Here is a 25,084-nt window from a genome sequence, read left to right as displayed (position 1 = left end):
GCCGGGTCTCCTCGCGGGCGTTCCCTATTTTGCGAACGCACGTTTCTTAAGGCGCTAACCTATGTACGCGGTGATCAAAACCGGCGGCAAGCAGTACCGGGTCCAAGCCGGCGACCTGCTGGTTGTCGAAAAGCTCGACGGTGAACCGGGCGCGGAAGTCGCTTTCGGCGAAGTCCTGATGCTTGGCGAAGGCGAGGCCGTGACGGTCGGCGCCCCTCTCGTGGACGGCGCTGTCGTCTCCGGCACCCTGATCGAAACCCGCAAGGGTGAGAAGGTGAAGATCTTCAAGAAGATCCGCCGTCAGGGCTACCGCCGCACCCGCGGTCACCGCCAGACCGAGTCGGTCATCCGCGTGACCTCGGTCGCCGGCGCCGGCAAGACCGACAAGTGGGACGGCACCGTCGACCTGACCCCGAAGGTCATCCTGAACGCCCGCGCTCGCGGCCTCGGCGACGCCGCCGTGTCGGCCGTGGTTCCGGCCAAGGTCGAAGTCGAAACCGTCGTGAAGAAGGCCACCAAGTCTTCGCCGAAGGTTGAAGCCGCCGTGGTCGAACACGCCGAGCCGACCGCCGCCCCGAAGAAGAAGGCCGCGCCTAAGAAGGCCGCGGCCAAGGAAGACGGCGAAGCCTAACCGGCTGCGCCTCTAAGGATCAGGAGAGCACAATGGCTCACAAGAAATCTGGTGGTTCGTCCTCCAACGGTCGCGATTCGGCCGGCCGTCGCCTCGGCGTGAAGAAGTTCGGCGGCCAGAAGGTGGCCGCCGGCAACATCATCATCCGCCAACGCGGCACCAAGTTCTATCCGGGCGCGAACGTCGGCATGGGCAAGGACCATACCCTCTTCGCGCTTATCGAAGGCGCGGTGGCTTTTGTCACCAAGCGCAACAATCGGACCTACGTGAACGTAGCTGCCCCGGCGCAAGCCGCCGAGTAGCGCGAACCTCGTAGAAACCGGGTCGCGCTTTCCTCAAAGAAAGACGATCCGGACAGACGAACCTAAGCGGGGAGTCCGGAACGCCGGGCTCCCCGCTTTTGTTTTGTCCGCGCTCGAAATTTCTTGGCCGCAAAAGCACCCCAGGCCTGAAATCCGAGCGTCACGGTCCCCACCTAGAAGGACCGAGTACGGGAGGCGCGCGATGTGCGTGATCGAGAAGAGTCCGATCATCGAGACGCGGCGGCTGACGCTGCGGGCTCCCCATGCCGACGACGCGGCGCGGATCGCGGCGCTGTGCGGCGACTATGCGATCGCCAAGATGACCACCCGCATGCCCTGGCCCTACAGCCAGAGCGACGCCGACGGCTTCGTCGCCCGCTGCCAGGTCCAGGACCGGCGCAAGGACTCCACCTTCGTGATCGACCTCGAGGACGAGGGCGTGGTCGGAGTGCTGGGCTTCTTCACGCCGCCCGACGGCCACCTGGAGATCGGCTACTGGGTCGGCCGGCCCTATTGGGGCCGCGGCCTGGCGACGGAAGCCGCTCAGGCCGCCCTGGCCTGGGCCAAGCAGGACTGGCGCAAGAAGCTGGTCGTCGCCGGCCACTTCGCCGACAACCCGGCCTCGGGCCAGGTGCTGGTCAAGGCCGGCTTCCTCTATACGGGCGTCGTCGAGCACAAGCCGTCGACGGCGCGGGCCGAACCCGTGCCGACGCGGATGATGGTCTGGTTGGCTTAGGGTCTTACGCCGCGCGGTGCGTGGCGACGACCTTCTGCGGGCCTTCGCGGAAGCGCTTCTCGGCGACGATGATCCGCTCGCACAGGGCGTCCAGGTCGCTGAGCAGCGAATAGGTCGCGTAGATCGGGATTTCCATCATCGCCACCTGGGCGCGGGGCATGAACTCGCAGTACTTCTTCCACGCCACGTGGCTGTCGCGGGCGTTCATGGCCCGCTGGCCCAGCGGGTTCCACAGGTTCAGGCCCATCAGCTCGTCCCGGCATTCCTTCATCACCGGCAGGGCGATGTAGAGGAACAGGAAGGTCGGCGTGGCGGCGCGGGCGAACTGCGGCTGCACCTGCATGTGCCAGATGCGGAAGGCCTCGAAGAAGTTGGCCTTGCGGGTCGGGTCCGGCGGCAGCCACTGCAGGTCCGGATTGATCAGCTCCTGGGCCGAGCCCGAGCGCTTGACCAGTTCGTCGGCCGTGCGGCCGTCGGCCATGGTCTTGTTCAGCGCGTTGATCGGGATCGCCAGGCGCTTGGCCACCTCGGTATAGGAGACCTGGCGGCCGGCCATCGGCGTCCACTGGCCGAAATTGGCCGCGTTGGGCGCGCTGGCGCGCTTCATCGCCGCGGCCTGGTGCATCAGCTGGTGGGTTTCGCGGCTCTTGGCTGCCTGCTGGCGGTCGAACTCTTCCTCGTGGACGGCCTGTTCGTCAGGCGTCATCCAGCGCGCCCGTCCGGGCCCGTAGGTGCGTTCGTTGCGATTGAGCAGGGTGAAGTTGTGCTCGTCGGTCGGGCGACGGCCGATGGCGGTCAGGAAGGCGCGGAAGTCGCGCCACTCCGGAGCCAGCCCCGTGCCCCGGCTCATCAGCATGTTCCGATGGAGCGACGCCTCGTGGGTGTACTTCCGACACAGGGTCGGCAGCGTCAGATCCTGGAGGTCATGCGCAAACTCGGCGTCAGAAATCGTCGTCAATGTCCGCCCTCCCCGCGCAATAGTCCTATCGGTTTCCTCATGAGATCGTTTGTCGCATGATCTCTTTTAACATTTCGTCACGAAGCCGAACGGAGTTCGACGCGGCAAAGCGACGCTATAACCGCCGGATTCCGGTCCCTAAACGCTTGTAAGGCTTGGCCGTGGACCGGTTTCGGCTCGACGCGAAAGCCGCCTTGCGACAAAAGACGCTCATGAAATTCTTGGACCAGTGCAAAATCTACGTCCGCTCCGGCAACGGCGGCGGCGGCGCGGTCTCGTTCCGACGCGAGAAGTACATCGAATACGGCGGCCCCGACGGCGGGGACGGCGGCCGAGGCGGCGACGTTTGGATCGAGGCGGTCGAGGGCCTCAACACCCTGATCGACTACCGCTACCAGCAACACTTCAAGGCCGGGACGGGCATCCACGGCATGGGCCGCGCCCGTCACGGCGCGGCGGGCGACGACGTCGTCCTAAAGGTCCCCGTCGGCACCCAGGTGCTGGAGGAGGACAAGGAGACCCTGATCGCCGACCTCGACACCGCCGGCATGACCCTGCGCCTGGCCAAGGGCGGCAACGGCGGCTGGGGCAACCTGCACTTCAAGGGCCCGGTGAACCAGGCCCCGAAATACGCCAATCCCGGTCAGGAGGGCGAGGAGCTGTGGGTCTGGCTGCGGCTGAAGCTGATCGCCGACGTCGGCTTGGTCGGCCTGCCCAACGCCGGCAAGTCGACCTTCCTGGCCGCCGCCAGCGCCGCCAAGCCGAAGATCGCCGACTACCCGTTCACCACCCTGACGCCCAACCTGGGCATGGTCGACCTGTCGACCAGCGAGCGCTTCGTGATGGCCGACATTCCCGGCCTGATCGAGGGCGCGTCGGAAGGCGCGGGGCTGGGCACCCGGTTCCTGGGCCATGTCGAACGCTCGGCCGTGCTGATCCACCTCGTGGACGGCACCCAGGACGACATCGCCACCGCCTGGACCACGATCCGCGGCGAGTTGGAAGCCTATGGCGACGAGTTGGCCGACAAGTCCGAGATCCTGGCGCTGAACAAGATCGACGCGCTGGATCCCGAGACGCTGGAAGCCAAGCGCGCCGAGCTCGAGGCCGTCTCCGGCATCAAGCCGATGCTGGTCTCCGGCGTGTCCGGCAAGGGTGTCACCGAACTGCTGCGCGCCGCCTTCATCCAGGTGCGCATCCGCCGGGGCGAGACTCCCGCCGAGGCGGCGATCGACGAGGCGCCCGAGGAGGAAACCCCCGGGGGCTGGCAGCCCTGATGTCCGCTTCCGGGGGGGCGCTCACGCGCGCCAAGCGCATCGTCTTCAAGGTCGGCTCGGCCCTGCTGGTCGACGCCGACACGGGCGCCGCCAACCGGGGCTGGCTGGACGCCTTCTGCGCCGACCTCGCCCGACTGCGAGCCCGGGGCCAGCAGGTGGTGGTGGTGTCCTCCGGCGCCGTCGCGCTCGGCCGCCGTCGCCTGAACCTGACGGGCCGCAAGTCCCTGACGCTGCCCGAGAAGCAGGCCGCCGCCGCCGCCGGCCAGTCGGTGCTGATGCGGGCCTGGGAAGAGGCGCTGGAGCCGCACGGCGTGGTCGCCGCCCAGATCCTGCTGACCCGCGACGACACCGAGACCCGCCGTCGCTGGCTGAACGCCCGCGCCACCGCCGAGACCCTGATCGCCCTCAATGTCGTGCCCGTGGTCAACGAGAACGACACGGTGGTGACCGAGGAGATCCGCTACGGCGACAACGACCGTCTGGCCGCCCGCGTGGCCCAGATGGTCGGCGCCGACCTGCTGGTGCTGCTGTCCGACATCGACGGCCTCTACACCGCCGACCCGCGCCGCGATCCGACCGCCACCCACATCGAGCGGGTCGGCGAGATCACGCCCGAGATCGCCGGCATGGCCGAAGGGGCCAACGCCTCGGCCGGGGTAGGCACCGGCGGCATGGCCACCAAGATCGCCGCCGCCCGCATCGCCCGGGCCGCCGGCTGCGCCACCCTGATCACCCTGGGCTCGCGCCCCGCCCCGCTGCAGGCCATCGAGGATGGGGCCCTGGCCACGGTGATCGAGGCCGGCGCCTCGCCCGCCGCCGCCTACAAGGCCTGGATCGCCGGCTCGCTGGCCCCCCAGGGCTGGCTGACCGTCGACGCTGGGGCCGCCGCCGCCCTGGCCAACGGCAAGAGCCTGCTCAGCGCCGGCGTGCGCACCGTCGAGGGCCCGTTCGACAAGGGCGACGCCGTCCGCGTGCGCGACGAGACCGGTCGCGAGGTCGCCCGGGGCCTGGTCCGCTACGACAGCGGCGACGCCCACCGCATCGCCGGCCTGCGTTCCGACGCCATCGAGGCCGAGCTGGGCTTCACCGAAGGCCCGATGATCCACGCCGACGACCTGGCGGTGGGCGGCTGATGCGCCCGGTCGCGCTGTTGGCCCTGGCGGCCGGCGCGACCTTGCTCTCCGGCTGCGCGACCCTGGCGCCCGCGACCTGCCCGGCGGGTCAGAGCCCCGGCCGCACCGCCCAGCTGTTCTTCGGCCGCGACATCAGCGACCAGGTCGGCGTCTCCGAAGCCGACTTCGCCCGCTTCGTCGACGAGGAACTGACCCCGCGCTTTCCCGACGGCCTGACCGTGCTGGACGCCGCCGGCCAGTGGCGCGGCGCCGACGGCGTCATCGTCCGCGAACCGTCGAAGGTGGTGATCCTGGCCCTGCCCGGCCGAGCCGGCGGCGAGGACCGGCTGGACGCCGTGCGCGCGGCGTATAAGCGACGGTTCTCGCAGGAAGCGGTGATGGTGGTGACCCAACCGGTGTGCCTGGGGTTTTAAGGCTCTCACCGGAATCCCAGTGCGGCGAGCACTTGCCCCCTACGGATCGCTTCGCGATCGTCTTCCCCCACAGGAGGAAGAGGACGCCGCGCTCTCGTCCTCCGCCCCCTCGCCGCGACAGACCGCGCAGCGGTCAGGTGGGGCAAGTGTTCACCGGCACGGCCTCCGCCCGCGATCCATTGCATCATGTGAACTTTCGTCTCATTTTGTGAAACAGTTCGCGTAGGCGACACGGGAGGCAAATGTGCTGGCATCGATCGTCCGGATCGCGACCGTCCTCATCGCCAGCCTCTGGGCCTCCACCGCGCTGGCCTCCCCCGCGCCCTGGATCCTCGACCGCCCCGCGGCCGGCGCCTTTCCGCTGGTCGCTCCGAACACCATCGCCGACCTGGTCGTGAGCCAGGACGACGCGCCGGTGGTCAGCCTGGCCGCCCACGGCCTGGCCGATGACCTGACCGAGGTGACGGACCGTTCGGCGACCGTCCGCCTCGACGACGGCGCTCCAGGCCGTCCCCAGGTCTGGATCGGGACCCTGGGCCGCAACCCCGCCATCGACCGCCTGGTCGCGACCCGCAAGCTCGACGTTCGCGACCTGAAGGGCGCCTGGGAGAGCTTCGTCATCGCCGTGGTCGACCAGCCTGCCCCCGGCGTGCCCCGCGCCCTGGTGATCGTCGGCAGCGACCGGCGGGGCACGGCCTACGGCGTCTATGAGCTGTCCCAGGCGATCGGCGTCTCTGCCTGGCGCTGGTGGGCCGACGTGCCGCCGCCCCATCGCGACCAGCTGTACGTGGCCGCCGGGACCCGGCGCTTCGGCCCGCCCTCGGTCAGGTATCGCGGGATCTTCCTCAACGACGAGGACTGGGGGCTGCAGCCTTGGGCGGCCCACACCTTCGAGCCCGAGACCGGCAACATCGGCCCCAAGACCTACGCCAGGGTCTTCGACCTGCTGCTGCGCCTGAAGGCCAACACCCTGTGGCCGGCCATGCACCCGACCACCACCCCGTTCAACGGCGACCCCATCAACGCCAAGCTGGCCGACCGCTACGCCATCGTCATGGGCTCGTCCCACGCCGAACCCATGCTGCGCAACAATGTCGGCGAGTGGAAGGGACCAGCCGAGACCTACAACTACGCGACCAACCCCGACGGCGTGCTGGCCTACTGGCGCGAGCGGGTGCAGGCCAACGGCGCATACGAGAACCTCTACACCCTGGGCATGCGCGGCATCCACGACAGCGGCATGGTCGGGGCCAGCGACATGGCCGGCCGCAAGGCGCTGCTGGAGACGATCTTCGCCGACCAGCGCCGGCTGCTGGCCGAACGCGGCGTCGCGGACGCGCCCCAGGTGTTCACGCCCTACAAGGAGGTGCTGGACGTCTATCGCGGCGGGCTGAAGGTCCCCGACGACGTCACCCTGGTCTGGCCCGACGACAATTTCGGCTACATCCGCCAGTTCCCCGACGCGGCCGAGCGCAAGCGCGCGGGCGGTTCGGGGGTCTATTACCACCTGTCCTATCTGGGCGCGCCGCTGTCCTACATCTGGCTGTCGACCACCCCGCCGGCCCTGATCCAGCAGCAGATGGGCCAGGCGTACGACCAGGGCGCACGGCGGCTGTGGGTGGCCAATGTCGGCGACCTCAAGCCGGCCGAGATCAACACCGAGCTGTTCCTGGCCATGGCCTGGGACGTCGACGCCTTCCGTAAGGACGGTTGGCGGGGCTTCCTGGCCGGCTGGGCGGCGCGGGAGTTCGGCCCCGAGGCGGCGCCCGAGATCGCCGACCTGATGACCGCCTGGTACAGCCTCAACCTCGAGCGCAAGCCCGAGCACCTGCAGTGGTGGCTGCCCGGTCAGAAGGCGCGGCCGAGCGACCTGCCGCTGGAGGCGGCGGCCGCGCGCCTGGCCGCCTTCGACGCTCTGGTCGCCCGGGTCGACGCCCTCGGCCCCCGGCTGAAGCGCGAACAGCAGGACGCCTTCTTCGAACTGGTCGCCTATCCGGTGAAGGCGGCGGCGGCGGCCAATCACCGCTTCTTCGACGCCGAGGCCCACGACCGCCTGGCCGACAAGGCGCCGCTGGAAGCCCGGCGACGCGGAGCCCTGGCGCGCCAGGCCGACGCCGAGCTGGCGGGCTTGACCGACCGCTACAACACCCAGATCGCCGGCGGGAAGTGGCGGGGCCTGATGGCGGTCGAGCCGGCCGACGGCCAGTGGAAGTCGTTCCGCCTGACCCCGCCGGTGCTGCCCGCCGCCTCGCTGGTCGAGGCCGGCTCGGCTCCGGCCGCGTCGCCAGCCACCCCCGACCCCGCGGCGCCGATCGCGATCCCGGCCGAGACGGTCACGGGCGCGGGCTGGACGCGGGTCGCCGGCCTGGGTCGCGGCGAGGGCTCGATGCAATCGGGCGCGGCCGGCTCGACCCTCACCTACGACATCACCCTGCCGCCGGGGTCCCGGGCCCTGTCGTTGGACCTGATCCCGACCTTCCCCCTGACCGCCGGCGACGCCCTGCGGCTGGCCGTGGCGGTGGACGGCGGCCCGCCGGTCGAGATCGCCCTGAAGCGCGAGCCCGGCGACGCGGTCTGGGCCCAGGGCGTGCTGGACGGGCGACTGACGGCGGCCACCGGCCTGACCCTGGGCAACGGTCCGCACCAGGTGGTCGTGACCTCGCGCGGACCGGGCGTCCTGATCGACGCCCTGGCCTTCAAGCCGCGCTGACAGAACTTTTCGGCGAGCCCCTTCAAAACACAACCAAAGGACGCTACGGTCGCCCGATACAAGGGGAGGGCGACATGCTCGACAGACGCACGATGCTGGGCGCGGGTCTCGCCGCGGCCGGACTTTCAGCAAGCCTGGGCGCGGATCAGGCGCTGGCCCAGTCGGTCCGCACACGGACTTCCTGGGCGGCGTTCGTCAACACCCCCTCCTACGCCAAGTTCGTCGCCACCGTGAAGAAGATGCGGGCGAACACCAACCCCTCCGATCCCAACAGCTGGGTCTACTGGGCCAACATCCACAAGAGCTACTGCCCGCACGGCGTGCCCTACTTCCTGACCTGGCACCGGGGCTACATCTACCGGTTCGAGCAGCAGATCCGGGCGATCTCGGGCGATCAGAGCTTCAACCTGCCGTACTGGGACTATTACACCAACGCCAACCTGCCCAAGGAATTCACCACGCCGGGCGACGCCAGCAATCCGCTGTGGGTCTGGCGCAAGAACACCAACGTCTCGGGCGCCCTGGGCTACGGCTTCACCCAGCCGCAGTACGTCAACTTCCCGCGCAACTGGCCCTCGCCGATGGAGCCGCAGATCGAGAGCCTGCCGCACAACCAGGTGCACAACATCATCGGCGGGGTCATGCCCACCATGCTGTCGCCAGAGGACCCGATCTTCTGGGTCCATCACGGCAATATCGACCGGCTGTGGTGCGCGTGGATCTCGGCCGGCGGCGGACGGACCATGCCGGCGACGAGCGACTCCTACTGGAGCGGCGGGTTCAACTACGGCCCCACCACGCCCGGCATGGCCAAGGTCCAGACCCGCGACACCACCACGACCCTGGGCTACGTCTACGACAACCAGCGCCTGCCCACGCCGCCGGCTCCCAGGACCCCGGCCCGGCCGATGCTGCGCGCCGTGCCGATGAACGGCGAGAAGGCGCTCGACGGCGTGATTTCGCTGGGCGACAGCCAGGGCGCCCTGACCCTTGACGACCGCTCGTTCAGCGTCAGCGTTCCCCTGGGCCAGCAAGGCAAGCTGAAGGCCGGCGCCCTGGCCGCCACTCCGCCGCGCACCCCTGCCCCCACCGAACTGAACGTGGTGCTCGACGAGGTCGCCCTGACGGAGATCGGCAAGGCCGGCGGCTATTTCTACAAGGTCTATGTCAACCTGCCGACGTCGGGCGGCGCGCCCGAGGAACGCCACCTGATCGGCACGGTCGGGGCCTTCGAAATCGCCGGGGCCCTTCATGCGGGCGGCGGCGACCACGCCGACCACGGGGGCGGCGGGACGGAAGGCAGCGGCAAGGCCAAGCTGGTCCTGCCCGCCACCGACGTCCTGCGCGGCCTCTCGCCGGGCCAGATCAGCCAGCTGGTGGTGTCGTTCGTCCGCGTCGACGGCGCCAACGCCCCCAAGGGCCCGGCGATCACCATCGGCGACTTCAGCGTCCAGGCGGCGCCGCCGGCGCGGTAGGATCAAGGGCGTTCGCGGCCTTCCCTCCCCACGAGGGGGAGGGAAGAGCGGTTTACCGCCCGTACCCCGTCATCGACATCGGCCGGTCCTTCGCCCCCGCCGCCCACGCCTTGTTCGGCGTGGCGCTCATCGTGAAGACCAGCTCGCCGCCGGCCCGGATCTCGGCGTCGCGGAGGAAGCTCCGCGTCAGCGGCTTGCCGTTCAGGGTGACCGCGCCGACATAGGGCGCGCCGTCCGACAGCCCCACCGTCCGCACCGTGAACCGCTTGCCGCCCTCGAGGTTCAGCACCGCCTTGTCTACGAACGGCCGGCCGATCACGTACTCGTTCGAGCCCGGCGCGACGGGATAGAAGCCCAGCGAAGTGAAGACCAGCCAGGCCGACATCTGGCCCAGGTCGTCATTGCCCGACAGGCCGTCGGGCGTGGGCTTGTACTGCGACTTCACGATCTGGGTCAGCCGCGCCTGGGTGCGCCACGGGGCGCCGGCGTAATCGTACATGTAGGCCACGTGGTGGCTGGGCTCGTTGCCGTGGATGTACTGGCCGATCAGGCCGGCGATGTCCTCGGCGTGCGAGTAGTCGATCTTGGAATTGTCGAAGTCGAACATGGCGTCCAGCTTGCGCACGGTCGCCGCGTCGCCGCCCATCAGGCCCACCAGCCCGCCCAGGTCCTGCGGCGCGAACCACGAATACTGCCAGGCGTTGCCCTCGGTATAGTCGCTCCCGTAGTTGATCGCCGTCGGGTCGAACGGCGTGCGGAACGCCCCGTCGCTCTTGCGGGCCCGCAGGAAGCCGGTCTTCGTGTCGAAGCTGTTGCGCCAGTTCCCCGCCCGCTTCTCGAAGGTGGCGGCGACGTCGTCGCGGCCCATGGCCTTGGCCATGCGGGCGATGGTCCAGTCGTCATAGGCGTATTCGACGGTCTTGGAGGCGGCCTCCGGTTCCTTGTCGATCGGCACGTAGCCCAGGGTCATGTAGTCGCCCAGGCCGCCATAGGGGGCGTAGGTGGCGCTCTTGACCATGGCGTCCAGGGCCGCCTTCTCGTCGAAGCCCCGGATGCCCTTCATGTAGGCGTCGGAGATCACCGGCACGGCGTGGTAGCCGATCATCGTCCAGGTCTCCTGGCCGTGGAACTGCCAGACCGGCAGGATTCCGTAGGGGCTCTCCTGTTGGGAGGCGATCAGCGAATTGACCACGTCGCTGGTGCGCTTCTCCGGCTGGACCAGGGTCAGCAGCGGGTGCTCGGCGCGGAAGGTGTCCCACAGCGAAAAGGTCGAGTGGAAGGTGTAGCCCTTGGCCTCATGCACCTCGTTGTCGGGCCCGCGATAGCGGCCGTCGACGTCGCTGAACACGCTGGGGGCCAGCAGGGTGTGGTAGAGCGCGGTGTAGACGTTCGTCCGAGTCTCGGCCGGGGCGGCGATCTCGACCGCGTCCAGGGCCTTTTCCCAATCGGCACGCGTCCTGGCCCGCAGGCCGTCGAAGTCGAAGCCGTTCTCGTCGCTGGACAGGTTCAGGATCGCGTTCTCTTCGCTGACCGACGAGATGGCCACCTTGGCGACCAGGGGTCCGTCGATGGTCCCGAAATCGAAGACGCCGACCAGGGCCCGGCCCTCCATCTGGGCGCGATCGAAGGCTGTGCGGCCCGGCTGGGCGAAGCCCTTGTAGGGGACGTCAGCTTCCTTGTTGTACAGCGCCTTGCCGACCAGCGGCCGGTCGAAACGGATGGCGAAATAGAGCTGGCGGCCGGGCGCCCAGCCGCGCGTCTCGCGCATGCCGGTGATCGTGCCGTCCTCGGCCACGCGGATCCGCGACCACGAAACCTTGCCCGGATAGTTGTAGATCGAGGTGCGCAGGTCGAGCAGCACCTGGGCTCGCGCGCCCTTGGCGTAGCTGTAGCGATGCATGCCGGTGCGCAGGCCGGCCGTCAGCTCGGCCCGCACCTGGCTGTCGGTCAGGGTCACGGCGTAGTAGCCGGGCTGGGCGACCTCGCCGTCATGCGAAAAGCGCGAGCGGTAGCCCGACCCCGGCTTGTCGGCCTCGCCCGGCTCCAGCTTGGCCTCGCCGCTGACCGGGGCCAGCAGGATGTCGCCGAGGTCGGAGTGGCCCGATCCCGAGAAGTGGGTGTGCGAGAAGCCCAGGATCGTCGGATCGGTGTAGCGATAGCCGGCGGCGCGGGCGTAGCTCTGCTTGAACGGCAGGATGTCGGTGTCGGGGCTCAGTTGCACCATGCCGAACGGGGCGACCGCGCCGGGGAAGGTGTGGCCGTCGCCGCCGGTGCCGATGAACGGGTCAACCGCATCGTAGGGGGTCTTGTCCTGCGCCAGGGCGGGTGTCGCCGACAGCGCCGCGATCGCGGCCAGCACCAGTCCAAGACGCATGGGATTCTCCTGACGAACTCGGCCGGGACCCTAGACGGAGGATGCGGGCGGCGTCACCCGATTTAGGAAGCTTGGTTTGCTAAATCACGCCGTCAGAACAGAGCCACGGGGATCACGATCGCGAAGAAGAAGATCAGGGCCAGGACCAGCGCCGAGACCGCGATCCCCGCCGCCTTCAGCCTCCCGATGCCCAGGCGGCTGGCGAACCAGCGGGTTTGGGCGGTCAGGAACCAGGCGATCCCGGCCAGCATCAGCACCAGGCCCAGGACGTTGGGGATGTCCTGACGCTGGAAGATGATCCCGCCGCCGATCACGATCACCGCGCACGGTCCGGCCAGGTAGCACTGGGCGTAGAACGGCGGCCGCAGGGTTTCGCGCGACAGCCGCACGCCTTGAAAGCGCAGCAGGGCGACGGCGGCGACCAGCGGGATCAGGCTGAAGACCAGGGCGCGGAACAGGGCCGCGTTCTGGGGCGAGCTGAAGACCGCGTGCCCCAGGGTTCCGGCCGCGCGCGGCTGGGGCATGTGGGCGGCCAGGGCGAGCAGGTTCATCGCCACCACGGTGACCAGCAGGAACAGCGGCGGCGTCAGGGCGTCGTCATAGCGCCCGGCCTCGTCGTCGCCCTGCTCGGCGTCGGAATAGGCCATGGTCTCCAGCGGCCAGACCAGCACCCGCCACAGGGTCAGCGGATAGAAGACCAGCCACGACGTCGCCTCGAACAGGAACTCCTCGAAGCTGCGCAGGAGTTTCATGAAGTCCATGCCGGCCCTCGCGTGGCGCGCCGGATGGGGGGACCGGCCAGAGGACTGTGGCGGGGATGGCGGCGGGCGTCCATCGGGGGAGATCCCCTAGCGCTTCACCTCGCGCCCGTACCGCTTCATCGCCTCCAGCATCCGGTCCACCGGCATGGCGTACACCCGGACGTCGTCGGCGCCGGTCATGGTCTCGCCGGCCAGCAAGGCGTTGGTGATGGCCGCCTCGGTCGCCTGGGCGGTGGCCTTGAACAGCGGGTCCATCTGGTCGTTGCTCAGCATCCGCACCGACGACACGTCGTCCGCCGCCCAGACCTTGGGATTGGCCGTCGAGAAGGCGATGAAGATGTCGCCCGAGCCGTTGCCGCCGAAGCCGCCCTGCCGCCCCACGCCCAGCGCGACCCGGGTGGCCAGCCGCTTCAGCTGGTGCGGCAGCAGCGGGGCGTCGGTGGCCACGACGACGATGATCGAGCCCTGCTCGCGTTCGGTCTCCGCCTCGGACTGGGTCCGCGCGGGAGCCGCGTCGCAGGGCTTCAGCCGCGGGGCGGCCGCCGGAGCGGGGGCGCCGTTGGCGACGCAGGGCATCAGGTCGGGGATCGCCTCGCCGACCGGGACGCCGGCGATCCGCAGGTCCGGCCGCCCGCCGAAATTGCACTGCACCAGCACGCCGACGGTGTAGCCGCCCTGCTTGGCCGTCAGCATCCGCGAGGCGGTGCCGATCCCGCCCTTGAAGTGCAGGCAGACCATGCCCGTGCCGCCGCCGACCGCGCCCTCCTGGACCGGCCCGCCCTTGGCGGCGTCCAGCGCGGCCAGCACGTGCTCGGGCTTGACGTGGAAGCCGTTGATGTCGTTGAGCAGGCCGTCATAGGTCTCGGCCACCACCGGTAGCCACCACGGCTGCAGCACCGCCTTGCGCGACAACTCCCACTGGATCACCGCGTCGCGCACCACCCCGACGCTGTGGGTGTTGGTGATCGCCACCGGCCCCTCCAGGTAGCCGCCCTCCTGCAGCCAGGTGGTGCCGGTCATCTCGCCGTTGCCGTTCAGCGTGAACCAGGCCCCGAACACCGGGTCGGGATCGTCCTTGCCGCGCGGCAGGACCACCGTCACCCCGGTGCGCACGGGGCCCTTGCCGGGGACCAGCTTGCCCGCGCCGGAGATCAGGGTCGTGTGCCCGACCTCGACCCCGGCCACGTCGGTGATCGCGTCCAGCGGGCCGGGCTTGCCGCCGATGGGGAGGGCGAGGTCGTTCTCGCGGGGGCCGGCCGCCTGGGCCGAGGGCGCGGTCAGGGCGAGGGCGCAGAGGGCCAGGAGCGCGAGGGTCGCGCGGCGGAGATGGGCGGGTGTCGGCATGTGGTTCCCCCTGGGTATGGGGAGGACGATAGGCCGGGGACGGGGCCGAACGGAAGGCCGCCGCGCACGGCGGAAACCCTCTCCCAGAGGGAGAGGGAGGGCCCAAGCGAAGCTTGGGAGGGTGAGGGGTTAAAACGTCAGACGGCGCGCCGGCAGGGCGTCGGCGTGAAACCGGATAGGGTGAAACCTCTCACCCTCCCACCGCTGCGCGGCGGGCCCCTCCCTCTCTCTAAGAGAGAGGGTTCAGAAAGAACGCCCTTCCGGAAACACCCCTGACGTCWTCCGCYAGCGGCGAGRCCGCGCCTTGAAACCTTGATGGCGAGCCTGCTCTGGCGTCTGGCCGTGTCAAGGACGGCGCGTCGCGCCGCCGCGACGCGGCCGCCAGGGGCGGTCCTTGACACGGCCAGACGCCAGAGCTCCGATCCACCAAGGCTTTAAGGCGCGGCCCCATCCGGGGCGGATGTAAACTACCAACAAAAAGGGAGCTAAGCTCGACCTCCAGGCTCACCGGGGCATCCAAGCGAACCACATGGCATTATCCGTCAAAGCAGCTGAGGGTTACGCATGCTGGTTTCGCATGATCGTTGGTGTGATCAAATCAGCCGACGGAGCGGCGGGCTGGGATGCTTTCAAAGCGACAATACAGACAGAAGGAGGCGAGTACGCGGGTGTCGCCTTTGACGCGGACAACCCGGAGCATCAGGATGATTTTGAGGCCGATCTTGAACGAATGCTCAACGATCTCACGCAGCTGAACTTCTTGGATGTCCAATATAAGCGCAGAGGCACAGGCAAACTCGATCTCCCACATCCAGTTTGGACGCTCAAGCCAAAGGGCACGAAACTTTATGAACGCGGAGCAGCAGCCCAACGAAGGTTGTTCTTGAGCTTGATGGCGTGGCAGCAGGTGAAGGCGATTTATGAGCCCATCAAGATTCCCATTGGGATGGCTGGAACCGCGTTCACAATCGCCAAATTGGCGGGTCGCTGGCCTGACATACATGCTGTTCTTGCAGCATTGGCCGCCGCTACGGTGGCGATCCTCTGGGGAATTTTCAGAGCCGATCACACATAGGACGACACGTTAGTGCTGAAGCGTTTTCTGTGACGTTCGGCAGCCCCACCAGCCCCGCTAACACCCCCACCACCCTTTCCCCATTCCCCCGCCCGCCCAAAGCGCCTAGGTAAGCCTCACTCTGAGCATATCCGGGATCGGAGGATGGCTATGGACGACGCGGGCATGAGCTTGCAGGCGACGATGACGGCGATGGGACAGGCGGCTCGGCACGGGGCGCAGGCCTTGCGCGTCGCCACGCCAGCCCAGCGCACCGCCGCGCTCCAAGCCATGGCCGCCGCCATCCGCGCCGACGCCCCCGCCATCCTGGCCGCCAACGCCCGTGACCTCGACAAGGCCGGGGCCGGCGGCCTGACCGCGCCGATGGTCGAGCGGCTGATGCTGAACGCCGAGCGCCTGGAAGGCGTGGCCGCCGGCGTCGAGGCCGTGGCCGCCATCCCCGACCCCCTGGGCGTCGAGACCGCCCGCTGGACGCGCCCCAACGGCCTGGACATCGCCCGGGTCCGCACGCCGATCGGCGTGATCGCCATGATCTTCGAGAGCCGTCCCAATGTCGGCGCCGACGCGGCCGCGCTTTGCGTGCGCTCGGGCAACGCGGTGATCCTGCGCGGCGGGTCGGAGTGCATCCACTCCAACCTCGCCATCCACGCGGCCGTGACCAAGGGGCTGAAGGCGGCCGGGATCTCGACCGACGCCGTGCAGATGGTCCGCACCACCGACCGCGACGCCGTCGGCTACATCCTGGGCGGCCTGGACCGCACCATCGACCTGATCATCCCCCGGGGCGGCAAGACCCTGGTGGCGCGGGTGCAGAAGGAAGCGCGGGTCGCGGTGCTGGGCCACCTGGAAGGCCTGAACCACGTGTTCGTCCACGCGGCGGCCGATCCCAAGCAAGCCGTCGACATCGTGCTGAACGCCAAGATGCGCCGCGTGTCGGTGTGCGGCTCGGCCGAGACGCTGCTGATCGACCGCGCGGCCGCCGAGCGGCTGCTGCCGCCGATCGCCGACGCCCTGATCAAGGCCGGCTGCGAGCTGCGCGGCGACGGTCCCTCGCGGGCCATCGAGCCCACCATGAAGCCGGCTGTCGAGGCCGACTGGTCCACCGAATACCTGGCGCCGACCATCTCGGTGGCCGTGGTCGACGGGGTGGAGGGCGCGGCCGCCCACATCGCCGCCTACGGCTCGGGCCACACCGACGCGATCCTCACGCAGGATCCGGCGGCGGCCGAGCGGTTCATCGCCCTGGTCGACAGCGCCATCGTGCTGGTCAACGCCTCGACCCAGTTCGCCGACGGCGGCGAGTTCGGCTTCGGGGCCGAGATCGGCATCGCCACCGACAAACTCCATGCCCGCGGTCCGGTCGGGGCCGAGCAACTGACGACGTTCAAATATGTGGTTCGCGGGACCGGCCAGACTCGTCCCTGAGGCCGGCCGGCCCGCCGCGCAACGCCTGGGGTTCCATCTGGAACCGGGCATGCGCGTCGGGTTGTTCGGCGGCAGCTTCAACCCGGCGCACGAGGGCCACGCCCACGTCGCCGAGACGGCGTTGCGACGCCTGGAGCTGGACAAGGTGATCTGGCTGGTCTCGCCGCAGAACCCGCTGAAGTCGTCGCACGAGACGCGGCCCCTGGCCGAGCGCCTGGCCGGGGCCCGGCAGTGGGCGCGGGGCAGCGACATGATCGTCTCCGACGCCGAGACCCGCCTGGGCTCGCAATACACGATCGACACCCTGCGGGTGCTGCGGGCGCGCTATCCGGGCGTGAAATTCGTCTGGGTGATGGGGGCCGACAGCCTGGCCACCTTCCATCGGTGGAGGGGCTGGACCCAGATCATGCGCGAGGTCCCCGTGGCGGTGATCTCGCGGCCGTGGGCGGCGCTGAAGGCCCGCACCTCGCCGGCCGCCCGCCGCTTCGCCTGGGCCCGCCTGCCGTCCAGCGCCGCCTCGATCCTGGCCGACGCCACGGCCCCCGCCTGGGTCTATCTCACCGGCCCGCTGAACTTCGCCTCGTCGACGGCCCTGCGGAAGCGGCAGACCAAGGGGTAGGCGCCCCTTCCCTACCAAAACGGGCTCCTTTCGGGCGCCGAAGCGTTCCTTGTCGACCCTTCGACGGCGATCCGCCCCAGCGTGGCCGCCGTCGATGCAGCTCGAAAGGAAATCGCCATGGCCACCCATGCCAAGCCGACCAAGGCCGAGATCGTCGCCCTCGAGACGTCCTACTGGGACGCGATGAAGGCCAAGGACGGCGACAAGGCCGCCAAGCTCTCCGGCAAGACCAGCCTGGTGACCGGCGCGCGCGGCGTCATGAGCATCGCCCGGGACAAGATGGGCAAGATGACCGAGGAGGGCGACTGGTCGCTGGAGTCCTACAGCTTCGACGACGTCGAGGTCTCCACCCCCGCCCCCGACGTGGCGATCATCGCCTACACCGTGCGCCAGAAGGTCAAGATGGACGGCAAGACCCAGGAGCTGCACGCCGCCGACAGCTCGACCTGGATCCGTGGCGACGACGGCTGGGCCTGCCACGCCCATAGCGAGACGTTCCTGCAGGACGGGGCCGGCGCCTAGAGCGTCTCCCGACCTGATTGCATCAGGCCGGGGCTCTAGGTTTTTGTTTTAGAGCATTTTCTTCACGCGAACCGGCATCCACTTCGCTCGAAAATGCTCTAGAACGCGCCGTCGCTGGCGGTCGCGCTGCTCGGCAGAGCCTTCTTCAACCGCTCGACGATCAGCCTGCCCTCGGCCTCGTCCAGTCCGGCGGCCAGCCGGACGGTCCGGGCGCCATAGGTGAACTGCACCGCGCCGATCTGCATGTGGCGCATGAAGGGCCCGCTCAGCTGGAAGTTCGTCAGCGGATTGGCGGGCGCGGCGCGCAGGTCGCGGATCTGTGCGCCCTGATAGAGCTTGCCGCGCTTCCACGGGCCGATCTCGGTCCCCAGCTCCAGGTCCTTGCCGACGACCCGCACGGTCTCTGCGCCCATCAGCATCCAGGCGATCGTGCCGGCCGCGAAGACCCAGCCCAGCGCCCAACCGCACAGCCACAGGCAGAGGAACAGGCTGAACTCATGGAGCACCTGGCCGATCGCCACGACGCCGCCCACGGTCCAGCCCGTCAGCCAGACCGGCAGGAACAGCAGCGCGAACACCTGGCGGCGCGCCTTGATGCGGATCATCTCGACCGGCCCGCTCCGGTCGACGACGAAGCGTTCCTTGCCCAAGGTCTCGTAAGCCATGCTGTCCCCCGTACTCGAAACCGTTTTCTAGCCCAGGGCGGCGGAAGTGAAAGGGGTTTCGGTCAAGCTTGGCGCCGTCGCCCCGGAAGACACACCGACCCCCTCGAATCGCCCGCGACGACGAACCCCCTCATCTTTTCGAGTCTTCCATGCTATGGGAGCTATTGCGCGAACCCCATCAAGGAGCATTTCCGCTGCGTAGCGACCCCGCGCCCCAGGCGCACGAGGGAACGGTTTCCCCCGAAACCTCGACCAAGAACGAGTCCGAGCTGGACCTGAGTATCAAGGCGCTCGAGACCCTGATCCTGTCGCGTCTCGACGACGACAAGGCCCAGGACATCGTCCACATCGACCTGACGGACAAGAGCTCGGTCGCCGACAGCCTGATCGTGGCGTCCGGCCGTTCGCACCGTCACGTCGGCGCTCTGGCCGACCACATCATCCGCGCGCTCAAGGAGCAGGGCTTCGGCAAGGCGCGGGTCGAAGGCCTGCCGCACTGCGACTGGGTGCTGATCGACGCCGGCGACGTGGTGGTCCACCTGTTCCGCCCCGAAGTCCGCTCGTTCTACAACATCGAGAAGATCTGGGCCGTCGACGCGCCGCACCGGATGGCGTCGAACTAAACCGCTTCGTCTCCCCCGGCCCGGCCGGGGGACGCCAGGCCGCCCTGCTTGGCCCTGCCTGGAAGCGCGATGAAGATCACCATCCTCACCGTCGGAAAACTCGGCCGCATGGTCGAGGCGCAGCTGGCCGTGGACTACGCGTCCCGGGCCACCGCGTCCGGCCGCGCCCTGGCGATCGGACCGGTCGAGATCGTCGAGGTCGAGGCCAGGAAGCCCGGCAAGGCCGCCGAGGCCGAGGTGCTGCGCCCGCACCTGGAGGGCGCCTATGTCATCGCCTGCGACGAACACGGCAAGGTGCGGCCAAGCCGGGCCTTCGCCGAGCATTTGGGCCGCCTGCGCGACGACGGCCACCGCAAGGTCGTGTTCCTGATCGGCGGGGCCGACGGCCTGGATCCCTCGATCCTGGGCGCCGCCAACGAGATGCTGGCCTTCGGGCCCCAGACCTGGCCGCACGCCCTGGCGCGGGCGATGCTGGCCGAACAGGTCTATCGCGCCGTCACCATCCTGGCGGGCTCGCCCTATCATCGCGATTGAGGCATTGATCGGATCATGTCGCGTCGCGTCGTCCTGATCACCGCCAGCCTCCTGGTCGCCCTGCTGGGCGCCGGCGGCCTTGTCGCGGCCCAGGTCGGCCAGCGCGGATCGATCGGCGAAAGGATCCCCTCGAGCCAGAAGACCCGGGACGAGCAGGCCGCCGCCGAGACCCGCCGCGAGATCGCCGACCTGCGCGGCGAGCTGGACGCCCTGGGCCGCCGCCGGGTCGACGCCGGCGACGACGTCGACCTCAAGCGCGCCCGGCTGGAGGCCCTGCACCAGCGCGAGTCGGCCCTGACCGCCGAGCTGGGTCGCGACCGGGGCCAGCTGGCCCGGCTGCTCAGCGCCCTGCAGCTCTTCCGCCGCGATCCGCCGCCGGCCCTGCTGGTCAGCCCCGACGACGCCCGCGACGCGGTGCGGGCCGCCATCCTGATCCGGGCCATGACGCCCGAGCTGCAGGCCCGCGCCGACGGCTACGCCCGCCAGGCCCGCGCTGTCGCCGCCTTGCGCCGCGAAGCCGCGGCCGCCTCCGAGCAGCTGTTCACCGCCGAAAGCCTGGTCGCCGACCGCAAGGGCGAGCTGGAGCGGATGATCGTCGAAAAGACCCAGCTTGAGCGGGCCTACGCCCAGGAGGCCCTGACCGGCGACGACCAGGGCACGCTCGGCGCCCTGACCGACGCCCTGTCGCCCAAGCCGGCCACCGGCCCGCTGAAGCTCAGCGCGCCCGTGCCCGGACCGCTGGCCCGGCGCTTCGGCCAGACCATGCCGGCCGGCGGCCGCGCGGCCGGCCTGACGATCCGCACGGAAAAAGGTCACGTCGTGGCCAGTCCCGCCGCCGCCGTGGTCGAATACGCCGGACCGCTGAACGGTTGGGGCACGGTCTTGATCCTGCGCGCCCAGGGCGCCTACCATCTGGTTCTGGCGGGAATGGACGAGGTTTCCGTCGGACCCGGACAATCTGTCGCACCTGGCGCGACGGTTGGCCGGATGGCCAGCCATGGTTCCGACGAACCAGAACTCTATTTCGAAGTCAGGGAAGACGGCGCCCCGGTCGATCCTGAGCGTTGGTTGAAACAAGGATCGCGGTAGGGGATCGCGGTAAACGGCTTTTTCAGCGATGATGGCCGTCAAATGAACAAGGGTTGGTCCCACTAACGGATTGACCGACAAGTTTTAATGCGACGCTTGGCGTCGTCAGGGAGCCTTCCAGGCCACATGCGCAAGTACCTGCTCATCGGTGTTTCGGCCTTCGTCCTCGGTGCGGGGACCATGGCTTACGTCAGCCCCATCGCCCAGGCGACCAGCGCCACCAAGGGCCAGACCTACAAGATGCTCGAGCTGTTCGGCGACGTCCTGCAGACGGTCGACGCCCAGTACGTCTCCGAGGTCGACAACAAGAAGCTGATCGAGGCGGCCCTGGACGGCATGCTGACCAGCCTGGATCCCCATTCGGGCTATCTGTCGCCCGACAGCTTCGAGGACATGCAGGACACCACCCGCGGCGAATACGGCGGGCTGGGCATCGAGGTGACCAGCGAGGACGGCGTGGTCAAGGTGATCTCGCCGATGGACGGCACGCCCGCCTCGCGGGCCGGCATCCAGGCCGGCGACTACATCACCTCGGTCAACGGCCAGTCGGTGCTGGGCCTGACCGTCAACGAAGCGGTCAAGCAGATGCGCGGCCCGGCCGGCGAAGCGGTCACCCTGACCATCGCCCGCGAGAAGACCGACCCGTTCGACGTCAAGCTGACGCGCGAGATCATCAAGCCCAAGGCCGCCATCGCCCGGATGGAAGGCGACTACGGCTATGTCCGCCTGCCCGGCTTCAACGAAAAGGCCACCGACGCCCTGACCACGGCGATCACCGACCTGAAGGCCAAGAACCCGCAGATGAAGGGGCTGATCTTCGACCTGCGCAACAATCCCGGCGGCCTGCTCGACCAGGCCGTGGGCGTGTCCAGCGTGTTCCTGGACGGCGGCGAGGTGGTCAGCCAGCGCGGCCGCGATCCGCGCGACATCCAGCGTTACAACGCAAAGCCGGGCGGCGACATCCTGAAGGGCCTGCCGGTGGTGGTGCTGATCAACCAGGGCTCGGCCTCGGCCGCCGAAATCGTCGCTGGCGCCCTGCAGGACCGCCATCGCGCCGAGCTCGTGGGCATCACCAGCTTCGGCAAGGGTTCGGTGCAGACCGTGATCCCGCTGCGCGGCGGGGCCGACGGGGCGCTGAAGCTGACCACGGCGCGCTACTTCACGCCGTCGGGCCGCTCGATCCAGAAGACCGGCATCGCGCCCGACCTGGAAGTGGCCCAGACCAAGGACCAGGCCCAGGACATCGCCAACCGCGTGTGGTTCAGCGAGGCCAGCTTCAAGAACGCGCTGAACGCCGACGAGGGCAAGAGCCGCCAGGGCGCCCACACCCCGGCCGAGGCGCCGCCGGCCGGCTTCGACGAGAAGAAGGGCGACTTCCAGCTGGAGCGCGCCGTCGCGGTGCTGAAGGCCGGCTCGGTCCAGGCCGTGCCGAAACTGCCCAAGCCCCAGGCCAAGATCGCCGAGGTCACCGCCAAGGCCGCCGCCGCGGCCGGCAAGGGCCCGCCAGTCGAGAAGAAGTAGGCCTCTCCAAAGCCGTCACGACTGTCAATCCCGGGCCCTCGCGCCCGGGATTTTCGTTTGCGCGCTCCAGAACGCATGAGTTCATCGCTCGCGGCTCCCGCCGCCCGCGCGGTGTCGCCGATCACGACCTAGTTGACAGCTAATTTTTGTTGTTTCACGATAATATTCTCAATGTTGAGGAGAGGGTGATGGAACAGAGCAATAGCGCCGACTTCCGATCTCGTCTGCGCACCGGCGGCCTGCGCGGCGTCAGCGGCTTCATGGCCGCGTTCTGCGGCTTGGCCACGGTGGTCGTGCTCGCCTTCACGATCATCATGTTCGGCGGCGTCGGCGCGGCGATTATCAGTGCGTCAAAGACCGGCGAGACCGCCTGGCGCTCCGAGACGATCACCGTGCAGGCCAAATCCGAGAACCAAACTTGCACCCCGTCCCGCCAAACCGCCTGCCAACCTGGACCCGCGGGCTTGTCGGAGCGGCTTGTCGCGCCGATCGCGGTGTCCCTGGTTGTCGGCGCGCTGCCGCTTCTCGCGCTAGCCTACGGATTGCTCGAGGCCAGCCGCTGCTTTGGGGCCATGGCCAAGGGGCGCTTCCTCGCCCGCCAGACCGTGGCCCGGCTGACCCGCTTCGCGGTCGGCGGCCTGGTCTTTGTCCTACTGTCGCCCCATGCCGGCGCGATCACGGGGGCCACGTACGAGGGTCTGGGAAAGGCGTTCGACCTGCTGACCCACGCGGCCCCGGGAGGCTCCTATTCCAGCCACTTCAAGTTCACCGTGACCGGGGCATCGGAATGGCTGAACGCCATCTACGCCCTGGCCCTGACCGTAGTCGCCCTCGTCATGGCCCGGGCCTCGTCGATCGCCGAAGATCACGCCCAGATCGTCTAGATGCCCATCCTCGTGAAACTCAACGTCGTCATGGCCGAGCGCAACGTGAAGTCCAAGGACCTCGCGGCCCATGTCGGCATAACCGAAGCGAACCTTTCCCTGCTCAAGCAGGGAAAGGTGAAAGGCGTGCGGTTCGAGACCTTGGAACGCATCTGCGAGTTCCTCGACTGCGAGCCGGGCGATATCCTGCGGATCGATAGAGCCTCCCAAACTAGGACTCTGGGAAAGGCGATCGGCGGAGACTAAAGCGGCCGGGCGGCACATTCCGCCGCACCCTTCGTTAACCATATATTCGAAGCTCGCCGCCTAGGCTCCGCCCCATGGCCGTGTCGTTTTCCCGCAAGCCCGCTTATCGCGCGCCTTCGCTCGTCTCCGACGGGTCGGACGCGGGCGATCTGCGCGCGAAGATCCTGACGGCGGCGGCCAATCCGTTTATCGGCGCCAGCGCCGCGGCCTTCCTGTTCCTGCTGAGCCTGGCCCTGCTGGTGCTGATCACCGGCGATCCCAACAAGGGTTCGCCCCTGGTGCGCGTGGCCCTCGAGAAGATCGGCACGACCAAGAACGTCCCCCAGGGCTGGCGCGAGGCCCTGGTCGCCGAGGGCGACCGCGAGGCGCCGCTGCTGCCGGGCGCCCTGGACCTGTCGAACCTGCCGTTCCTGCACCACGCCGACCCGAGCGCCGACGCCGAGGCGATCGTCGCACCGCCGCCGGCCGCCCTGGCCACCGGTCCGCTGCCGGCCGCGCCGATCGCCGGCCTCTACACGCCCGGCCCGGGCGGCGGCGTCCTGCCGGTGATCGCCCCCGACGGCCGCACCGCCGCCGAGGCCTATGCCCGCCCGTTCACCGCCGACGGCCGCCCCAAGGTGGCCCTGGTGATCGGCGGCCTGGGCCTGAACCCCCAGACCACCCGCGCCGCCATCGAGACCTTGCCGCCCGAAATCACCCTGTCGTTCGCGCCCTATGCCGAGGGCCTGCAGGGCTGGATCGACCTGGCCCGCAGCCACGGCCACGAAGTGCTGCTGGAAGCGCCTATGGAGCCGGTCGACTATCCCGCCAACGATCCCGGCCCCTACACCCTGATCGCCGCCAACCGGCCCGAGGACACCGTTCGCAAGCTGGAATGGCTGATGTCGCGCGCCACCGGCTATTACGGCCTGACCAACTATCTGGGCTCGCGCTTCGTCACCAGCGACACGGCCATGACCACGTTCACCCTGGCCCTGAAGGCCCGGGGCCTGGCGTTCATCGACGACGGCCAGGCCTCCCTGCGCGGCGGCCCGATCCCCCGCGCCTCGGCCGACCGGATCATCGACGATGAACTGGCCGCCGGCTCGATCGACGGCCAGCTGAAGATGCTGGAGGCCGGCGCCGCCGGTCGCGGCCAGGCCCTGGGCTCGGGCTTCGCCTATCCGGTGACGATCAACCAGGTGCGCCTCTGGGCCGCCGGCCTGTCCGGGAGGGGCTTGCAACTGGCCCCCGCCTCGGCCATGGCCAAGCGATGAGCCCTGGCGACCTAGACCTCTATCCCGATCACCGCCCCAATGTTGGCGTCGTGCTGTTCCACCCGGACGGCCGCGTCTGGCTGGGCAAGCGACACAACCAGCCGCCGCCCCACAACTGGCAATTTCCGCAGGGCGGAGTCGACGACGGCGAGGATTTGCTGGCCGCCGCGCGCCGCGAGCTGGCCGAAGAGACCGGGGTCACCTCGGTCGAATATCTGGGCCGCACCGAGAACTGGCTGATCTACGACTTCCCCGCCGACTTCGCATCGTCGAAAAAAGCCCGTGGATTCAAGGGTCAGAAGCAGGTCTGGTTCGCTTTCCGCTTTCTCGGCGACGAATCCGAGATCGATCTGGAGGCTGACGCCCATGTCGAGTTCGATGCCTGGAAATGGGGCGCTCTCGACGAAACGCCCGAACTGATCGTACCTTTCAAGCGCGGGGTATACGAACAGGTCGTTTCCGCGTTTGGTGGGTTCGCGCGCGGCGGCTGAAATCTGGCCGCGCTGGAGGG

At 69.0% G+C, this 25,084-nt stretch carries 25 protein-coding genes; 20 read left to right on the top strand and 5 right to left on the bottom strand.

The genetic code is table 11. The features are described from left to right. Window positions 1-61: 61 nt before the first annotated feature. The 3 genes from rplU (at window position 62) to AC1DMQ_RS04440 (ending at window position 1,669) form a co-directional block, all read left to right on the top strand. Complete coding sequence (gene rplU / locus AC1DMQ_RS04450; protein WP_477032339.1) at window positions 62-631, top strand: 50S ribosomal protein L21; 570 nt, start codon at window positions 62-64, stop codon at window positions 629-631. A gap of 32 nt (window positions 632-663) precedes the next feature. After that, window positions 664-933, top strand: a complete 270-nt coding sequence (rpmA, locus tag AC1DMQ_RS04445) for a 50S ribosomal protein L27 (RefSeq protein ID WP_422182347.1) — start codon at window positions 664-666, stop codon at window positions 931-933. 202 nt (window positions 934-1,135) lie between these two features. Then, the gene (locus AC1DMQ_RS04440; protein WP_477032338.1) at window positions 1,136-1,669 is read left to right on the top strand and encodes a GNAT family N-acetyltransferase; all 534 of its coding nucleotides are present in this window, start codon (window positions 1,136-1,138) and stop codon (window positions 1,667-1,669) included. Window positions 1,670-1,673: 4 nt separating this feature from the next. On the opposite strand, the gene AC1DMQ_RS04435 is transcribed toward AC1DMQ_RS04440, so the two are convergent. Further along, window positions 1,674-2,519, bottom strand: a complete 846-nt coding sequence (locus AC1DMQ_RS04435) for a hypothetical protein (protein ID WP_477032337.1) — start codon at window positions 2,517-2,519, stop codon at window positions 1,674-1,676. A gap of 320 nt (window positions 2,520-2,839) precedes the next feature. On the opposite strand from AC1DMQ_RS04435, the gene obgE reads away from it, so the two are divergent. From obgE to AC1DMQ_RS04410, 5 genes are all read left to right on the top strand, one after another. Beyond that, window positions 2,840-3,904, top strand: coding sequence for a GTPase ObgE (gene obgE, locus AC1DMQ_RS04430; RefSeq protein WP_477032336.1), 1,065 nt, complete (start codon window positions 2,840-2,842; stop codon window positions 3,902-3,904). After that, window positions 3,901-5,037, top strand: coding sequence for a glutamate 5-kinase (proB, locus tag AC1DMQ_RS04425; protein ID WP_477032507.1), 1,137 nt, complete (start codon window positions 3,901-3,903; stop codon window positions 5,035-5,037). Before obgE ends, proB begins: the two co-directional genes overlap by 4 nt. Next, window positions 5,037-5,450, top strand: a complete 414-nt coding sequence (locus AC1DMQ_RS04420; protein ID WP_477032335.1) for a DUF3574 domain-containing protein — start codon at window positions 5,037-5,039, stop codon at window positions 5,448-5,450. The genes proB and AC1DMQ_RS04420 overlap by 1 nt, the downstream gene beginning before the upstream one ends. Window positions 5,451-5,694: 244 nt before the next feature. Next, window positions 5,695-8,160, top strand: coding sequence for a glycosyl hydrolase 115 family protein (locus tag AC1DMQ_RS04415; protein ID WP_477032334.1), 2,466 nt, complete (start codon window positions 5,695-5,697; stop codon window positions 8,158-8,160). 74 nt (window positions 8,161-8,234) lie between these two features. Continuing rightward, window positions 8,235-9,635, top strand: coding sequence for a tyrosinase family protein (locus tag AC1DMQ_RS04410; RefSeq protein ID WP_477032333.1), 1,401 nt, complete (start codon window positions 8,235-8,237; stop codon window positions 9,633-9,635). 52 nt (window positions 9,636-9,687) lie between these two features. On the opposite strand, the gene AC1DMQ_RS04405 is transcribed toward AC1DMQ_RS04410, so the two are convergent. The 3 genes from AC1DMQ_RS04405 to AC1DMQ_RS04395 form a co-directional block, all read right to left on the bottom strand. Beyond that, on the bottom strand, window positions 9,688-12,009 hold the full coding sequence (locus tag AC1DMQ_RS04405) for a GH92 family glycosyl hydrolase (RefSeq protein ID WP_477032332.1): 2,322 nt from the start codon (window positions 12,007-12,009) through the stop codon (window positions 9,688-9,690). Window positions 12,010-12,101: 92 nt separating this feature from the next. Further along, the gene (locus AC1DMQ_RS04400; RefSeq protein WP_477032331.1) at window positions 12,102-12,770 is read right to left on the bottom strand and encodes a hypothetical protein; all 669 of its coding nucleotides are present in this window, start codon (window positions 12,768-12,770) and stop codon (window positions 12,102-12,104) included. An 87-nt stretch (window positions 12,771-12,857) separates the two neighbouring features. Continuing rightward, the gene (locus AC1DMQ_RS04395) at window positions 12,858-14,114 is read right to left on the bottom strand and encodes a DmpA family aminopeptidase (RefSeq protein WP_477032330.1); all 1,257 of its coding nucleotides are present in this window, start codon (window positions 14,112-14,114) and stop codon (window positions 12,858-12,860) included. A 529-nt stretch (window positions 14,115-14,643) separates the two neighbouring features. On the opposite strand from AC1DMQ_RS04395, the gene AC1DMQ_RS04390 reads away from it, so the two are divergent. The 4 genes from AC1DMQ_RS04390 to AC1DMQ_RS04375 all read left to right on the top strand — a co-directional run bounded on the left by AC1DMQ_RS04390 (window position 14,644) and on the right by AC1DMQ_RS04375 (window position 17,755). Next, window positions 14,644-15,189, top strand: coding sequence for a hypothetical protein (locus AC1DMQ_RS04390; protein WP_477032329.1), 546 nt, complete (start codon window positions 14,644-14,646; stop codon window positions 15,187-15,189). A gap of 150 nt (window positions 15,190-15,339) precedes the next feature. After that, entirely contained in the window at window positions 15,340-16,614 is a 1,275-nt protein-coding gene (locus tag AC1DMQ_RS04385; protein WP_477032506.1) for a glutamate-5-semialdehyde dehydrogenase, read from the top strand. Then, window positions 16,580-17,233 carry a nicotinate-nucleotide adenylyltransferase gene (locus tag AC1DMQ_RS04380; RefSeq protein ID WP_477032328.1) on the top strand — a complete coding sequence of 218 codons (654 nt, stop codon included), beginning with the start codon at window positions 16,580-16,582 and terminating at the stop codon, window positions 17,231-17,233. Before AC1DMQ_RS04385 ends, AC1DMQ_RS04380 begins: the two co-directional genes overlap by 35 nt. A 117-nt stretch (window positions 17,234-17,350) precedes the next feature. Beyond that, window positions 17,351-17,755, top strand: coding sequence for a nuclear transport factor 2 family protein (locus AC1DMQ_RS04375; RefSeq protein ID WP_477032327.1), 405 nt, complete (start codon window positions 17,351-17,353; stop codon window positions 17,753-17,755). 98 nt (window positions 17,756-17,853) lie between these two features. On the opposite strand, the gene AC1DMQ_RS04370 is transcribed toward AC1DMQ_RS04375, so the two are convergent. Continuing rightward, the gene (locus AC1DMQ_RS04370) at window positions 17,854-18,420 is read right to left on the bottom strand and encodes a hypothetical protein (protein WP_477032326.1); all 567 of its coding nucleotides are present in this window, start codon (window positions 18,418-18,420) and stop codon (window positions 17,854-17,856) included. A gap of 194 nt (window positions 18,421-18,614) precedes the next feature. On the opposite strand from AC1DMQ_RS04370, the gene rsfS reads away from it, so the two are divergent. From rsfS to AC1DMQ_RS04330, 8 genes are all read left to right on the top strand, one after another. Further along, complete coding sequence (gene rsfS, locus AC1DMQ_RS04365) at window positions 18,615-19,043, top strand: ribosome silencing factor (RefSeq protein ID WP_477032505.1); 429 nt, start codon at window positions 18,615-18,617, stop codon at window positions 19,041-19,043. Between the two features lie 69 nt (window positions 19,044-19,112). Continuing rightward, window positions 19,113-19,577 carry a 23S rRNA (pseudouridine(1915)-N(3))-methyltransferase RlmH gene (gene rlmH, locus AC1DMQ_RS04360; protein ID WP_477032325.1) on the top strand — a complete coding sequence of 155 codons (465 nt, stop codon included), beginning with the start codon at window positions 19,113-19,115 and terminating at the stop codon, window positions 19,575-19,577. A 15-nt stretch (window positions 19,578-19,592) separates the two neighbouring features. Further along, window positions 19,593-20,666, top strand: coding sequence for a murein hydrolase activator EnvC family protein (locus AC1DMQ_RS04355; RefSeq protein WP_477032324.1), 1,074 nt, complete (start codon window positions 19,593-19,595; stop codon window positions 20,664-20,666). A gap of 126 nt (window positions 20,667-20,792) precedes the next feature. Continuing rightward, a complete protein-coding gene (locus AC1DMQ_RS04350) occupies window positions 20,793-22,187 on the top strand; it encodes a S41 family peptidase (RefSeq protein WP_477032323.1) in 1,395 nt (464 codons plus the stop codon). A 188-nt stretch (window positions 22,188-22,375) separates the two neighbouring features. Further along, window positions 22,376-23,071 (top strand): hypothetical protein, encoded by a 696-nt coding sequence (locus AC1DMQ_RS04345; protein WP_477032322.1) that lies wholly within the window; start codon window positions 22,376-22,378, stop codon window positions 23,069-23,071. Then, window positions 23,072-23,317, top strand: coding sequence for a helix-turn-helix domain-containing protein (locus AC1DMQ_RS04340; protein ID WP_477032321.1), 246 nt, complete (start codon window positions 23,072-23,074; stop codon window positions 23,315-23,317). Between the two features lie 74 nt (window positions 23,318-23,391). Beyond that, a complete protein-coding gene (locus tag AC1DMQ_RS04335) occupies window positions 23,392-24,573 on the top strand; it encodes a divergent polysaccharide deacetylase family protein (protein WP_477032320.1) in 1,182 nt (393 codons plus the stop codon). Next, window positions 24,570-25,064 carry an RNA pyrophosphohydrolase gene (locus AC1DMQ_RS04330; RefSeq protein WP_477032319.1) on the top strand — a complete coding sequence of 165 codons (495 nt, stop codon included), beginning with the start codon at window positions 24,570-24,572 and terminating at the stop codon, window positions 25,062-25,064. Before AC1DMQ_RS04335 ends, AC1DMQ_RS04330 begins: the two co-directional genes overlap by 4 nt. Window positions 25,065-25,084 lie beyond the last annotated feature (20 nt).

The sequence above is a fragment of the Caulobacter sp. 05L422 genome, from assembly GCF_056397765.1.
Note: the sequence above shows the minus strand (reverse complement) of the source record. Positions and strands in the feature narration are given on the sequence as shown.